At 71.2% G+C, this 13,508-nt stretch carries 12 protein-coding genes; 7 read left to right on the plus strand and 5 right to left on the minus strand.

Annotation, left to right across the window (positions count from 1 at the left end):
* Nucleotides 1-210: 210 nt before the first annotated feature.
* From hemC to DJ82_RS02425, 4 genes are all read left to right on the plus strand, one after another.
* Nucleotides 211-1,389 carry a hydroxymethylbilane synthase gene (hemC, locus tag DJ82_RS02410; protein ID WP_094523981.1) on the plus strand — a complete coding sequence of 393 codons (1,179 nt, stop codon included), beginning with the start codon at nucleotides 211-213 and terminating at the stop codon, nucleotides 1,387-1,389.
* Nucleotides 1,382-2,197, plus strand: coding sequence for a uroporphyrinogen-III C-methyltransferase (gene cobA, locus DJ82_RS02415; protein WP_094523982.1), 816 nt, complete (start codon nucleotides 1,382-1,384; stop codon nucleotides 2,195-2,197). Before hemC ends, cobA begins: the two co-directional genes overlap by 8 nt.
* Nucleotides 2,194-2,946 carry a uroporphyrinogen-III synthase gene (locus tag DJ82_RS02420; RefSeq protein WP_094580978.1) on the plus strand — a complete coding sequence of 251 codons (753 nt, stop codon included), beginning with the start codon at nucleotides 2,194-2,196 and terminating at the stop codon, nucleotides 2,944-2,946. Before cobA ends, DJ82_RS02420 begins: the two co-directional genes overlap by 4 nt.
* 158 nt (nucleotides 2,947-3,104) lie before the next feature.
* The gene (locus tag DJ82_RS02425) at nucleotides 3,105-3,506 is read left to right on the plus strand and encodes a hypothetical protein (protein ID WP_094580979.1); all 402 of its coding nucleotides are present in this window, start codon (nucleotides 3,105-3,107) and stop codon (nucleotides 3,504-3,506) included.
* A gap of 74 nt (nucleotides 3,507-3,580) precedes the next feature.
* Here DJ82_RS02425 and DJ82_RS02430 read toward each other — a convergent pair whose 3' ends face one another.
* The 3 genes from DJ82_RS02430 to DJ82_RS02440 all read right to left on the minus strand — a co-directional run bounded on the left by DJ82_RS02430 (nucleotide 3,581) and on the right by DJ82_RS02440 (nucleotide 6,695).
* Nucleotides 3,581-4,699 (minus strand): DUF4382 domain-containing protein, encoded by a 1,119-nt coding sequence (locus DJ82_RS02430; protein ID WP_094580980.1) that lies wholly within the window; start codon nucleotides 4,697-4,699, stop codon nucleotides 3,581-3,583.
* Between the two features lie 130 nt (nucleotides 4,700-4,829).
* Nucleotides 4,830-6,155, minus strand: a complete 1,326-nt coding sequence (locus DJ82_RS02435) for a 5'-deoxyadenosine deaminase (protein WP_094580981.1) — start codon at nucleotides 6,153-6,155, stop codon at nucleotides 4,830-4,832.
* Between the two features lie 123 nt (nucleotides 6,156-6,278).
* Nucleotides 6,279-6,695 carry an SHOCT domain-containing protein gene (locus tag DJ82_RS02440; protein ID WP_094523987.1) on the minus strand — a complete coding sequence of 139 codons (417 nt, stop codon included), beginning with the start codon at nucleotides 6,693-6,695 and terminating at the stop codon, nucleotides 6,279-6,281.
* Nucleotides 6,696-6,812: 117 nt separating this feature from the next.
* On the opposite strand from DJ82_RS02440, the gene DJ82_RS02445 reads away from it, so the two are divergent.
* A complete protein-coding gene (locus DJ82_RS02445) occupies nucleotides 6,813-7,487 on the plus strand; it encodes a non-canonical purine NTP pyrophosphatase (RefSeq protein ID WP_094580982.1) in 675 nt (224 codons plus the stop codon).
* Nucleotides 7,488-7,495: 8 nt separating this feature from the next.
* On the opposite strand, the gene DJ82_RS02450 is transcribed toward DJ82_RS02445, so the two are convergent.
* Together DJ82_RS02450 and DJ82_RS02455 are read right to left on the minus strand one after the other, a co-directional pair.
* Nucleotides 7,496-8,836 carry an aminotransferase class III-fold pyridoxal phosphate-dependent enzyme gene (locus tag DJ82_RS02450; RefSeq protein ID WP_094526877.1) on the minus strand — a complete coding sequence of 447 codons (1,341 nt, stop codon included), beginning with the start codon at nucleotides 8,834-8,836 and terminating at the stop codon, nucleotides 7,496-7,498.
* A gap of 130 nt (nucleotides 8,837-8,966) precedes the next feature.
* Nucleotides 8,967-9,242: a PadR family transcriptional regulator gene (locus DJ82_RS02455; protein ID WP_094580983.1), complete on the minus strand. Its 276-nt coding sequence runs from the start codon at nucleotides 9,240-9,242 to the stop codon at nucleotides 8,967-8,969.
* 2,563 nt (nucleotides 9,243-11,805) lie between these two features.
* Between DJ82_RS02455 and DJ82_RS02465 the strand changes: the two genes are divergently transcribed.
* Together DJ82_RS02465 and DJ82_RS02470 are read left to right on the plus strand one after the other, a co-directional pair.
* Nucleotides 11,806-12,813 carry a hypothetical protein gene (locus DJ82_RS02465; protein WP_241881382.1) on the plus strand — a complete coding sequence of 336 codons (1,008 nt, stop codon included), beginning with the start codon at nucleotides 11,806-11,808 and terminating at the stop codon, nucleotides 12,811-12,813.
* Between the two features lie 9 nt (nucleotides 12,814-12,822).
* The gene (locus DJ82_RS02470; RefSeq protein WP_094580984.1) at nucleotides 12,823-13,485 is read left to right on the plus strand and encodes a DUF998 domain-containing protein; all 663 of its coding nucleotides are present in this window, start codon (nucleotides 12,823-12,825) and stop codon (nucleotides 13,483-13,485) included.
* Nucleotides 13,486-13,508: the final 23 nt, after the last annotated feature.

A 13,508-nucleotide genomic window follows, 5' to 3' on the forward strand; every position in this document is an offset into this window, starting at 1 on the left:
GCCTCCCCAGCCTCGGCGGACGGCCCGGCGCGGGCGGGGCCGCGCCGGACCGCCACCTCCCTCGTACGGTCTGCTCGCGGCCTCACGGCCGCTCGCAGGCGCACGCCGGTTCTGTTTATAAATTGTCGCGGCGGCGCTCTCCTTCCGTCCGCGTTCCGGCGCGACGCCCGAACTAATGCCCTTTTGAACGCGGGGACCGTCCGGTCAGGTATGACCGAGACCCTCAGGCTCGCCACGCGCGGGTCGGACCTCGCCCTCCGGCAGGCCGGGACCGTCCGCGACGCGTTGTCGAGCCGCCGACGCGACGTGGAACTCCGCCGCGTCGAGACCCGCGGCGACCAGATCCCCGACGAGCTGATCCACCGGCTCGGGAAGACCGGCGCCTTCGTCCGATCGCTCGACGAGGAGGTGCTCGGCGGCGACGCCGACCTCGCCGTCCACTCCCTGAAGGACGTGCCGACCGAGGGGATGGACGACATGGTCGTCGCCGGCGTCCCCGAGCGCGCGCCCTCGGGCGACGTGCTCGTCCACCCCGACGGGGTCGGGATCGATGACCTGCCCTCGGGCGCGGTGATCGGGACGGGCTCGCTCCGGCGGACCGCCCAGCTCAAAGCCGCGCGCCCGGACCTCGTCGTCGAGCCGCTCCGCGGCAACGTCGACACCCGGATCGAGAAGCTGCTCGCGCCCGGCCTCCAGGCGGAACACGAGCGCCGGCTGATCGCCTCGGGCGAGGCGAGCGCGATGACCGCCGAGGAGAGCGGTGCTGACGACGCCGAAGACGGCGCCGAGGACGCCGACAGCGACGACCCCGAGATCGACGAGGAGTTCGACCGCACCGTCGAGGAGTGGTTCGACTCGCTCTCCGACCTGGAGCGCTCGGCGATGGAGCGGAAGGTCGAAACCGAGTACGACGCCGTCGTCCTCGCGGAGGCAGGGCTCCGGCGCTCCGACCTGTTCCACGAGATTCCCACGACCCGGCTTCCCCGCGAGGAGTTCGTTCCCGCGGCGGGCCAGGGCGCCATCGCGGTGACCGCGACCGACCCGGACGTGATCGAGGACGTGCGCTCCGCGGTCGACCACCCCCGGACCCGGGTGGCGGTCACCGTCGAGCGGACGATCCTCGGGGAACTCAACGGCGGCTGCGTCGCCCCCATCGGCGTCTCGGCGCTCGTGCAGGGCGAGCACGTCCACACCCGCGTCCGCGTGCTCTCTACCGACGGCACCGAGGAGGTGGCGGACACCCGCGACCTCCCGATCCGGTCGCACGCGAAGGCGGCCGAGTCGTTCGCGGCGGACCTGGCGGACCGTGGCGCGGCCGATCTGATCGCCGCCGCCCGCGAGGAGGCCGAAGTGGACCAGGGGACCCGGCAGGAGGCGGACGATGAGTGAGGCGAAAAGCGAGGGCGACGACGGCGGGGAATCGGCCGACATCGGCACCGTCTACCTCGTCGGCTCGGGGCCGGGCGACCCGGACCTCATGACCGTGAAGGCCGCCCGGCTGATCGAGTCGGCCGACGTGGTCCTCCACGACAAGCTCCCCGGCCCGGAGATACTCGGAGAGATCCCGGCCGAGAAGCGCGAGGACGTCGGCAAGCGCGCCGGCGGCGAGTGGACCCCCCAGGAGTACACGAACCGACGGCTGGTCGAACTCGCGCGCGAGGGGAAGTCCGTCGTCCGGCTCAAGGGCGGCGACCCGTTCGTCTTCGGCCGGGGCGGCGAAGAGGCCGAACACCTCGCCGACGCCGGGGTCCCCTTCGAGGTCGTCCCGGGCGTCACCTCGGCGATCGCGGGGCCCGCAGTCGCCGGGATCCCCGTGACGCACCGCGATCACGCCTCCTCCGTCTCCTTCGTCACGGGCCACGAGGACCCGACGAAGGAGGAGTCGGCGGTCGACTGGGACGCGCTCGCCGCGACCGGCGGGACGATCGTCGTGCTGATGGGCGTCGGCAAGCTGCCCGCGTACGCCGCCGAGCTCCGCGACGCCGGGCTCGCCGGCGACACCCCCGTCGCGCTGGTGGAGCGCGCGACGTGGCCGGGGATGCGCGTCGCGACCGGCACCCTCGACTCGATCGTCGAAGTCCGCGACGAGGCCGGGATCGAGCCGCCCGCGATCACCGTGATCGGCGACGTGGCCGCGGCCCGGGACCGGGTCGTCGAGTTCCTCCGAAACGACGGCGGGCGGGGTGAGGAGGCGTGAGCGACGCCCCCCGCGTAGCCGTCTTCCGCCCGGCCGACGAGCGGATAGACGACGCCGCGGCGCTGCTGGAGTCGCTCGGCGCCGAGCCGGTCGCCGACCCGATGCTCGCGGTCGAAGCGACGGGGGCGGTGCCGGCCGCGGCGCCGTACGTCGTCCTCACGAGCAAGACCGGCGTCGAGCTCGCGGCCGAGGCGGGCTGGAAGCCGGGCGACGCGACGCTCGTCGCCATCGGCCCCGCGACCGCCGCCGCGGCGCGCGAGGCCGGCTGGACCGTCGACGTCGTCCCCGACGAGTACACCTCGGCGGGGCTGGTCGAGGCGCTCTCCGGGCGCGTCGCCGGCGAGGCCGTCGAGGTGGCCCGCTCGGACCACGGCAGCGACGTGCTGATCGAGGTCGTCCGCGACGCCGACGCGACGGTCAACGAGACGGTGCTGTACCGGCTGACACGGCCGGAGGGGGCGGGCGAGTCCACCGAGCGGGCCGCCGCGGGCGACCTCGACGCCGCCGCGTTCACCTCGTCGCTCACGGTGACTCACTTCCTCGAGGCCGCCGACGAGCGGGGGATCCGCGAGGCGGCGATCGCCGGCCTCGACGACGCGACCGTGGGCGCGATCGGCCCGCCGACCGCGGAGACGGCGGCGGAACACGGGATCGACGTCGACGTCGTTCCGGGGGACGCCGACTTCGCGGCCCTCGCCGAGGCGGTCGTGGCGGCGGCGACGGACGGTGACGTCGGTCCGGACCGGTAGTTCTCGGGACCGATACGTTCGCTCGCTTCGACCACACGGCCGGGAATCCGTCGCTCGGTGCGCTTCCGACGCGATCCGCCGCGTCCGCCCTGTCGCAAGGAATCAGATCAGATAATTTGGAACGCACATTTATTATCCGACAGGTGAGAAGCAATGACATGCAACCGAGCGAGCGCTGGTCGCTGCGGACCGACGACGAGGTGCTAGTCGTCGAGTTCCCACACGGAACGGGGCTTAGCCCCGCCGACAGCGAGGCGCTGCTCGATCGGTGGCGGACGGTCACCGCCGACCGCGCGGTCGACGCCGTCGTGATCCTCGTGCGGACGAGCCGGCCCTGCTCCGACGCCGGGCGGCGGGCGCTCCGGGAGTCGGCCCAGATCGCCGTCGCCCGCGGCGTGGACCGGTTCGCCGTCGTCGGCGAGCGCTCGAAGCGCCGCTACCTCAAGCGGACTATCGACGTCGAAGGGGTCGACACCGAGGCGTTCAACGACACCGACCCCGCGCTGGAGTGGGCGAAGCGTCCGTCGACCGCCGTCCCTTCCGCCGCGACGTCGTCGTAGGCGGGTCCTCGTTTCAAATAGAAGCCGGTGCCGGTTCGAGCGACGCCGGCCTTGCCCGAATCGCTGTACCGCGGTTAGCTGTCGCTGCCGGCGGCGGTCTCATTTCCGGCACCGTCGGTTTCGTTTTCGGCGGCGCCGTCGCCGTCGGACCCGTCCTCGTCGCCGTCCGACCCGTCCGCTTCCTCGGTGTCGGCGGCGGATTCGTCCTCGTCGCCGTCCGACCAGTCCGCTTCCTCGGCGTCGGCGGCGGATTCGTCCTCGTCGTCATCGTCGTCGATCTCGTTGACGTCGACGTCCCGGCCCGCGACCCCGCTCCCGGAGATCACGGGTTTGAGGATGTAGCCGTTGTTCGGACCGCGCTTGACGACGTTGATGTCGAAGACGAAGCTGACTGGTTCGTCGGGCGTGACCTCGAACCCGTTCGTGATCCGGAGCTTCTCGCTCGGGAGCTTCACGTCGACTTCCCCGCCGTCGACGATCCCCTCGACGGCGGAGACGGAGAGCTCGATCTTCTCGTAGCTTCCCGCCGGAATTTCACCGTCGAACACGGCCATAGCGTCCTCCTCGATCACCCGCGTGAGGTCGACAGTGGCGCCGTCGAGGTCGACGACGGTGAAGCCGCGCTCCTCCGCGTCTCCGTCTTCGTCGTCCTCCTCGTCTTCGTTCCCGTCGTCCTCCGCATCGCCTTCCCCGTCGTCCTCCGCATCGCCTTCCACGTCGTCCTCCGCATCGCCTTCCACGTCGTCCTCGTCCGCGGTTCCGTTCGACGAGTCGTTCTCCGCTTCGGTCGCGTTCCCGGCCTCTTCCGAGCCGTCGTCCTCACCGTCTGTCTCTTGTTCGTCGGGCTCCGCGTCCTCGTCGTCATCGTCTTCGTCGTCGTCCTCGTCCCGTGCCTCGAAGATCCGAGCCTCGTCGAGGGTGACGTTCAGCTGATCGAAGTCGCCGATGTCGGCCGGCGCGTCGCTGATGAGGAGCCGGAAGTTACCGGTGAGCGTCTGCGACCCGTCGGAGCCGTCCGAGCCCTCGGAGCCGTCGGAGCCGTCCGACGAGGGGAGCGCACCGTCGCCGGCGCAGCCGGCGAGTAGCGTCGCGCTCGCGCCCGCGCCGAGCGCCACGAACTCACGTCGTCCGAAGCCGTCGGCGGGGGTGTCCTGAGAGCGGTCGTCGCCTGTCGTCCGCGGTCGGTCCGTCATGGTGATTCGCCCTACGCACCCCGGACGGGTATATAACGGAGATTCTCAGCCCGAATTAATGCGGATCAAACCGCTTTCAATCGTCTGGATTAGCCGGATAGACACCGACGAGAGACGTCTGAGCGACCGTTCACGGATCGGCCGTGTCGATGCCCGCTTCGTCGACCACGCGCTTCGCCTGTCGGGTCGCGCGCTCGCGGACCGCGTCGGCGTCGGTCCCGACGTGCTCGCCGCCCTCGTACCGGACCTCGCCGTCGACCATCGTGAAGACCACGTCGTCGCCGTGAGCGGCGTACACGAGATGCGAGAGCGGGTCGTGGATCGGCGTGGCGCGCGTCCGGTCGGTGGTGAGCCCGATCACGTCGGCCCGGTGGCCCTCTCGAAGGGCGCCGAGTCGGTCGAAGCCGGCGGCGCGCGCGCCGTTCGTCGTCGCCATCTCCAACACGGTCGCGGCGGGGAGCCGGGTCGGGTCGCGCGCGTCGACCTTCCCGAGGAGGCTCGCCTGCCGCATCTCGGTGAACGGGTCGAGCGTGTTGTTGCAGGGCGGGCCGTCGTTGCCGAGTGCGACCGTGATCCCCCGGTCGAGGTAGTCGTGGATCGGGGCGACTCCGGAGGCGAGCTTCATGTTCGAGGAGGGGCAGTGGGTGACGACCGTGTCGGTCTCGGCGAGCACCTCTCGCTCGCGCTCGTCTGTGTGGACGCAGTGGGCGAGCGTCACGTCCGGTCCCGTGAGCCCGACCTCGTCGAGCCACAGGACGTTTCGTCGGCCCGTGTCGGCCGCTACCGCCTCGATCTCGTCCTCGTTCTCGCTGGCGTGGGTGTGGATCGTCACGCCCTCGTGGCGGTCGGCGAGCTCGCGGCAGCCCCGCAGGCACGCCTCCGTGCAGGTGACGGCGAACCGGGGGGTGACCGCGTACCGGATCCGACCGCCGGCGGCGCCGTGGTACTCCTCGACGAGCGCCTCGCTCTCGGCGAGCGCGGCGTCCGTGTCCTCTAAGAGTCCGTCCGGGGAGTCCCGGTCCATCAGCACCTTCCCGAGCCGCGCGCGGATCCCCGTGTCTATCGCGGCCTCGAACGCCTGCTCCGCGTGGTTGACGGAGAGGTGGTCGACGACGGTCGTCGTCCCGCTCTCGAGGCATTCGAGGTACCCGAGCTCGGCGGCGGCGCGGGTCGCCTCGGCGTCCATCGCGGCCTCCATCGGGAGCACGGCGTCGAACAGCCAGTCGAGCAGGGCGGCGTCGTCGGCGATCCCCCGGCCGAGCGACTGCACCGAGTGCACGTGGCCCCCGATCAACCCGGGCGCGACGAGGTCGACCTCGCGGCGCTCGTGGTCGGGGTACTCCTCGCGGAGGGCGGCGGCGGCGCCGACCGCGGCGATCGTCGCGCCCTCGACGACGACCGCGCCGTCGGGGACGACGGTCTCCGGATCGGCGATGACGGTTCCGGCGATCAACATGTCCGTCCGTTCCTGATGGTCGATTCTTAAGAGAGTGTCCTTCGCGGGTCGGCGGCGCTGGTCGCGGGTCGGCGGCGAGCGACGGCGACCGACGGAGCGGTCGACGCCGCGTTCTCCCGTCCGCTACTCCAGTTCCGTCTCGCGCTCGCGACGGTCACGGGAGTCGCGTCGGTCCGCGGCGTCGGCGTCGATTCGGCCCTTCAGATCCTCGGTCTCCAGCAGTCGGTCGAGCCGGCGCTCGAACTCCTCCTCGCCGATCTCGCCGGTGGCGTACCGCTCGCGGAGCGTCTCCAGGGGATCCCCGGCCGCCGCGGTCGTCGCGGCCGACGCACCGGCCGCGTCCCCGGACTCGACGAGCGGGAAGTCCTCGCCGAGCAGCAGCACGAGCGGGATGATCACGAAGAAGCCGAGGATGAACGTGGCGGGGATCAGCGGCCCCAACGCCCCCGGGAGGAGGACGGCGAACAGCGAGGTGAGCCCGAACGAGAGGACCGCGACGAGCCCTATCAGCCGCTTTTTCTCGAACGTCGGGAGGGACATACGCGGGAGATTCCGACGAACCAACAAAAGCGTACTGCCGGCGGTCCGCCGAGCGGGTCGACCGCGGCGGCGCCCGCGACCGACGGCTATTCGTTTCGGCCGCCCCCAGCCGGATCCGTGCTCAGATACGTGACGACGAACCCCGGGAAAGTGCGTGAGGCGGAGCGGTACCTGCCGGACGGCTCGGTGGAGCGACTCGACTTCGACTACACGGAGATCCAGGCCGACGGGCTCGGGCCGATCGCCGCGCGGGGCGCGCGGGAGGCGTACCGCCACGCGGGCGAGCCGGTGCTCGTCGACGACGCGGGGCTGTTCGTTGAGGGGCTCGACGGGTTCCCCGGTCCGTACTCCTCGTACGTGGAGGAGACGCTCGGGGTCGAGCGCGTCCACGAGATCGCCGCCGGCCTCGACGACCGCCGGGCCGCGTTCCGCTGCACGCTCGGCTACTGCGACGGCGAGGGGTTCGCCGCGAGCCCGGACCCCGTCGACCGGGGCGATCGAGACGCGGCCGCCGCGGCCGGACCGGACGGGGAGGGAGTTGCTGACGACGGGGCGGGCGAATCGAACGGCGACGGGGCGGGCGAATCGACCGACGCGCTCCCGGTCAAGCTGTTCGAGGGGTACGTCCCCGGGCGGATCGTGGCGCCGCGCGGCGACGGCGGCTTCGGCTACGACCCGATCGTCGAACACGACGGCGAGACGTTCGCCGAGATGGACACCGACCGGAAGAACGCGGTGTCACACCGGGGGCGGGCGTTAGAGAAGTTCGCGGAGTGGTACGCGGACCGGTAACGCGTCGTTCAGGCCGTTTCGGCGATGGCGGCGGCCAACAGGTCACAGCCGAGGTCGATCTCGCGTTCGGTGACGTCGAGCGGCGGCAGGATCCGGAGCACGTCGTGGCCGCACGCCAGCGTGAGCAGCCCGCGGGAGAACGCGCCCTTCTGGACCGCGTCGCGGCGCTCCTTCGAGTCGAAGTCGAGCGCGAGCATCAGTCCCTTCCCGCGGACGTCGGTCACGCCCGGGAGGTCGGCGTCGCGGATCGTCTCCTTGAACTGTCGGCCCCGGACCGTGGCGTTGTCCATGAGGTCGTACTCCCGGATGGCGTCGAGCGTGAGCGCGCCCTGCGCGGAGGCGATCACGTCGCCGGCGCCCCACGTCGACGAGAGCCGACTCTTCTCCTCGGGGAACACGTCCGAGCGGGAGACCGTCGCGCCGACGCGGAGCCCCTTGGCGCTGGAGATCACGTCCGGTTCGAGCGCGTAGTGGTCGGACCCCCACATCTCGCCGGTGCGACCGACGCCGGACTGGATCTCGTCGGCGATCAGGGTGATGTCGTGCTCGTCGACGAGGGCGGCGACCTCGTCGGTGAACGCCTCGGAGGGGAACCGGTAGCCGCCCTCGCCCTGGATCGGCTCCAAGATGAGGTACGCCACGTCGTCCGGGTCGATGTGACCGCGCTCGGGGTCGAGCTTCTCCCGGAGCCGAGAGACGCCGTCGACGAAGAAGCCGCACGAGCAGGTCTCCGGGGTGCAGGTCCGGTCGTCGCAGAACGGGGCGTCGTGGACGCCGCTGATCTCCGGGAACTCCCGGCGGTAAACGGATTTGGACCGGTTGAGCGAGAGCGCGCCGAGCGTCCGCCCGTGGAACGCGCCGTCGAAGGTGATCGCGTGCTTGGCGCCGCCGGAGTCGTCGTACGCGATCTTGATCGCGTTCTCGACCGCCTCGGCCCCGGAGTTCGAGAGGAAGACGGTGTCCATGTCGTAGTGGTCGGTGACCTCGGTGAGCCGCTCCATCAGCCCGGACGAGCCCGGGAGCCCGTCGCCGGGCGACTCGCCGCCGGCGACGTAGAAGTCCTGACCCGCGATCTTCAGCGGGTCGACCAGGTCGAACTCCGCGAGCGGTTCCATGATCTTCGGGTTGTTGTACCCGAGCGGCGCGGCGGCGACGTGGCTCGTGAAGTCCATGAGGACGTTGCCGTCGACGTCGGTGCAGAACGGGCCCTCGGCGGGCGCGGTGCGGTCCCAGACGAACTCGTAGACGTACGTGCTCGGCGCGGCCGACTCGTGGTGGTAGTCGACCCACTCCCGCGCGCGATCGCCCGGGAGGTCCGTGACGTCGGGCGTGGCCGTGTGGCGATCCATGGTGACGCGTGGCACGCGGATGGAATAAATCCGGGGCGATTCGGCGGTCGTTGGAGAAACATCCAACCGCGGCTCGCGGCGCGGGGAGAGAGAGGCGAGAGGGAGGGACCGCGGAGACGGAACCGACCGCTCAGTGGTCGACGTACTCGGTCTCCCACTCCGTCCGGGCCTCGATCTCGCGTCGGCCGCGGCGGGTCAGGGTGTAGTAGTTCGTGCGCCGGTCCCGCTGGCCCTTCTCGACGAGGCCCTTCTCGACGAGCGTGTCGAGGTTGGGGTAGAGCCGGCCGTGGTGGATCTCTTTCTCGTAGTAGTCCTCCAGCTCGTCTTTGATCGCGAGCCCGTGGGGCTCGTCCAGGCCGGCGATCACGTAGAGCAGGTCACGCTGAAAACCCGTGAGGTCGTACATGCAACTGACCGGACATTGCCGTTCTAAATAAATAAATATACCGTTATAAACGGCATCGATCAGCGGTTCGACCCCCGCAGTCACTCGATATTTCCGGTTTCGTCGTGTCAGTCGGGCAACTACGACCCACCGGATCGGGTCCGAATCGGCCCGCCGACCGAGGATCCGGGATTTGATATGTCGGATCGGAGCGACGGATGGTCGGGGTCGATCGCCGGAGTCGAGGCCGACGGGAACCTAGACTCGGCTGGGCGATGGACTCGGCCGGGCGTGGACCGGCGGGCGGTGGGGCGCGCGCGGAGCACCGGCCGCGTCGCCGGCGGCGCGATAGTGCTCCGGGTAGCGCAAAGAAGTCGGCGCGCCTGACGCCGGAAAAAGCCGCGTCGCGGCCGAATGGTCCCGCTGACGCTTCGGCCCCTCCGACGACACTCACCTGCGATACAAGTTCGGAGTGATAAAGCTACGAGGACTGTCTATTTGGTGTACTAATCTTGTAACACGTTACCCCGGGATCGAGACCGGGCGGGCGGTCGCGGCCGCGAGCCGGCTCACATGTGCTCTCTTCCAGCACCCAGCCCGAGCGCGCGCTTGAAGGGTGAACAGCTGCCGACGCCGCGGTGAGACATCGTCCTCGTCGTCCGAGCTGCTCGCCGCGAGGAACTCGTACTGCTCCGCCGAATTTCGTCTTCGGAGCGCAATGGGCGCGGCTACGGCGCGTGCCGGGATAGTGTTGTGGGCCCCGGAGATACGCGAGCTGCTCTTCCGGGACGAAGCACCTGCTCAAACCCAAGCGCTCGGTTATAGACGGTTCGATATCAACCGGCGGGGAAACATCTCCAAGCCCCCCAGCCGCTCAGTTATAACGGTCGATATCAGACCCCCGCGGGGAAACATTCCAAAGCCCAGCCGCTCGTTTATAAACGGGTCGTATCACCGCGGGAAGCAATTCCACAAGCCCGAACACAGCCGCGAGGACGGCCACGCCCCGCGTGTGCGCCTCACTTCGGTCGCTGACGCTCCCGTGTTGCGGTTGCTTGCATCGCCTGCGCCGTCCTCGCCGGCTGCCCCTTTGAGTCCCGCCCGGCCTGCACGCACCCTCTCACCCTCCCCCCAGCCTCGCGGACGGCCCGGCGCGGCGTGAGCCGCGCCGGCCGCCGCCTCCCTTCCCTGCGCACAGCACACTCGCGGCCGGCCGAGGGCGGCCGGCTCGCGGCGCGCGCCCTTCCGCACTGCCGAGGCTCAGTTACTAAATACGTCGCGTCGCCGCGGCGGAACCGGTCCGCGAACGATTACGTTGATACGTCGACCGCCGTAGCAGACGAGACGAGGCGACCGTGAAGGCGAGTACCTGAAGGGGCGTCGGCGACTACTCCCCGCGCCTTGCCGTCGCTAACGCCCGGACCGAACCTGCGCGAGTGGGCCCACATCCCGTGGACGCCCCGGCTCCGGACGACGATGGTCCGCCACCAGTCCTGTTCGACCTCCGGCGACGTCCGAACGTTTTCGCGGACACGCCCCCGGCACGCCTACTTCTCGGCCCGCGCGCTACGACGACCCGGCGCCCTCGGACGATGTCGAAGAAGGGGTGGCGTCCCGCCGACCTGATCTCGACCCGTACGCCGAACGCACCTCCCGGAGCGACCCCGAGAACCACCCTCGTACCCCGAGAATCTCGCGAGTGCAAGGAGGCCCCTCCTGCGGCTGCCCCGACCTTCCTCTGCACGACGACCTTCGCCTTCGACGACCTCACCGTCGTGCTCTCCCGCGGGCGCGGCTACCACGTCCACGTCCGCGACGGAGAGCGTGCGGGGCTTCGACAGCGAGGCTGCCCGAGAGTCGTCCGACTACGTCGCGCGAATCGACCCTCGGACACGGAGGGCCTGATCCGGACGGTCTTCCGAGCGCGGGCAAAGCGACGAAGCGCGTGCCTCCCGCACCCGAGGCGGGTGGGGCGCCCGCGTCCACGAGCCCCGTCGAGTAGCGCCGACGAACCTCCGGCGACATGACAGGACGCCCGGCCGCGAGCGCTCTCATGGACTGACGGGAGTCGGCGAAGGGCGGAGCGGAGACGATCCTCCGGCGCGTTCGACCGCGAACCCGACCGCGTCCGCGAGGGCAACGTGAGCGGCGCCCGGGCCGTGCCGCCGCTCGTCTCCAACGCGCTGCGTCGCGCGCGGCCGCCGACCGACACCGCCCGATCCCGACGAACCGTCACCCACCGACACGCGGCGCTCATCCGCTTCCCGGGGACCTCCACGGCGGCTCCGGGCCCCGTCGTCCAGCGCCGATCGAGCGCGACGACCCTGCGACTTCGACCGCTTCGGGACGCGTGCCGGACCAGGTTCGTCGCCGCGAGATTCCGATCGAGGAGCGACGTCGATCGGACGGTAGAATAAACGGCGAGGCCGCGATTAGAGTTGAATCCGGTAGAAACACCGTTCCCAGAGTTCGCCCGGGTCTTCCTCCATGTGCCCGCCGCGAAGCCCGGAAGGCAACCCGGACATGATCGGACGAGCTCAGATCGGCCCAAGCGAAGGAACGCCGCAAGGACAGCCTCCAGCACCTGCGGGACTCCTTCTACGACGACGTGGCCGCCTACGTCGCCGACCTGCGCGCGGCCCGCGACCGCCGCGCCGAACAGGTCGACAAGCCGTTCTCCGACGACGACGTCCGCCGCCTCTCCGACGAGGTCGAGACGGCCGAGGAGGTCGCCGAAGCGCTGTACGAGCGCCGCGTCGGCAAGGTCGTCAAGCTCGCGTCGTTCGCGGCGGCCGACATGCCGGTCGACGCCGACGGCATGACGACCGAGGAGCGGAAGCTGTTCGACGACCTCGTCGACCGCATCGGCGAGAACAAATCGCGCGTGCTCGACGTGCTCTCCGGCGAGGTGTCGGTGGACCAGTCCGCGTCCGGATCGGCGTCCGGAACGGGGTCCGAGCTCGAACCGGCGTCCGCGCCCGACGGTGCCTCGGCGGAGCGGGGGCCGACGGAGAGCGCCGCGCCCGACGCTCCCGAGGAGCCGGCGCCGCCCGCGCCGGACCCGGAGCCCGCCGATCGGTCGAACCCCATCGAACAGGCGGACGCGGCCGAAGACGAGTCTGGCGGGGTCGCCGACGCGCTCGCCGGCGCCATGGGCGGCGGGGACGACGAGGTCGCCGACGCGCTCGACGCGACGCCCGGCGAGACGGCGGAGTCGTCCGACCTGCCCCCGACCGACGCGCCGGAGCGCAACGCGAACGACGTCGCCGGCGACGGCGCCACCACCGACGGCGGCCCGACCGCGGTCCCGACGGAGCCCGCGCCTCCCGGAGCGCCCGGCGGCGACGGACGCGCGGCCGCGGACGACGTCGGTTCGACCGACGAAACGGGCGCGTCTCCCGGAGCCGAGTCGACCCGCGCGGCCGAGTCGGTCGACGACGACCGCGCGACCGTCCGTATCACCCGCGACATCGGCGCCATCTTCGGCGTCGACGAGCGGGAGTACGACCTCGCGAGCGAGGACGTCGTGAGCCTCCCCGTCGAGAACGCGGCGCCCCTCGTCGAGCGGGACGCCGCGGAGCGGCTCGACTGACCGCCGTCGATGGGCGGTGACGCCGCGGCAGGTGTCTCGGACGCCGAGACGACCGCCCGAGTCCGGGCTCTCGGCGCGGCGGCGACGCTCCTCGCGCTCGGCGGCATCGCGGCCGCGGTCCTCCTCGACCCGACGTTCTCGTGGACGAGCGACGCGCTCTCCGACCTGGGGGTCCGCGATCCGAGCGCGCCCGTCTTCAATTTGGGGCTGATCCTCGGCGGCGCCGTCGGCGTCGGGTACGCGGTCGAACTCGGGCGGGCGCTCGGCGGTCGGACCGGCGCGCTCCGCGCGGCCGTCCTCGCGATCGCGATGGTCGCGATGGCCGGCGTCGGCGCCTTCGACCTCACGGAACCGCTCCACGGCCCGTCGGCGATCGGCTTCTACGGCCTCGTCACCGTCGCCTTCGCCGTCGACGGGGTCGTTCGGAGGGCGACCGCGACTGGGCGGGCGACCCTCGCGTTCGTCCCGGTCCACGTCGCGGTCTGGGCGACGTTCCTCGCGGGGTGGTGGCCGGTGACGGGGCTCGCGCTGCCGGAGCTCCCGGGCGCGCTCGTGCTCGCGGCGTGGGTGTGGATCCTCGGGCCGGCGCCGGTCGTCGGAGCGGTCGCGGCACGGTTCGACGGCGTCGGGGGCGACGGTAGCACCGGAGGCAGCGAGACCGACGAGCACTAACGCCGCGGGCGGCTATCTATCGG

Origin of the sequence: Halorubrum sp. Ib24, from assembly GCF_002252745.1 — an archaeon.
In the GTDB taxonomy this organism is placed as follows: domain Archaea; phylum Halobacteriota; class Halobacteria; order Halobacteriales; family Haloferacaceae; genus Halorubrum.

What these genes read in the sequence shown, in the direction of transcription:
- hemC (WP_094523981.1), top strand. Translation starts at nt 211, where the DNA reads ATGACCGAGACCCTCAGGCTCGCCACGCGCGGGTCGGACCTCGCCCTC.
- cobA (WP_094523982.1), top strand. Translation starts at nt 1,382, where the DNA reads ATGAGTGAGGCGAAAAGCGAGGGCGACGACGGCGGGGAATCGGCCGAC.
- DJ82_RS02425 (WP_094580979.1), top strand. Translation starts at nt 3,105, where the DNA reads ATGCAACCGAGCGAGCGCTGGTCGCTGCGGACCGACGACGAGGTGCTA.
- DJ82_RS02430 (WP_094580980.1), bottom strand. Translation starts at nt 4,699, where the DNA reads ATGACGGACCGACCGCGGACGACAGGCGACGACCGCTCTCAGGACACC.
- DJ82_RS02435 (WP_094580981.1), bottom strand. Translation starts at nt 6,155, where the DNA reads ATGTTGATCGCCGGAACCGTCATCGCCGATCCGGAGACCGTCGTCCCC.
- DJ82_RS02440 (WP_094523987.1), bottom strand. Translation starts at nt 6,695, where the DNA reads ATGTCCCTCCCGACGTTCGAGAAAAAGCGGCTGATAGGGCTCGTCGCG.
- DJ82_RS02450 (WP_094526877.1), bottom strand. Translation starts at nt 8,836, where the DNA reads ATGGATCGCCACACGGCCACGCCCGACGTCACGGACCTCCCGGGCGAT.
- DJ82_RS02455 (WP_094580983.1), bottom strand. Translation starts at nt 9,242, where the DNA reads ATGTACGACCTCACGGGTTTTCAGCGTGACCTGCTCTACGTGATCGCC.
- DJ82_RS02470 (WP_094580984.1), top strand. Translation starts at nt 12,823, where the DNA reads ATGGGCGGTGACGCCGCGGCAGGTGTCTCGGACGCCGAGACGACCGCC.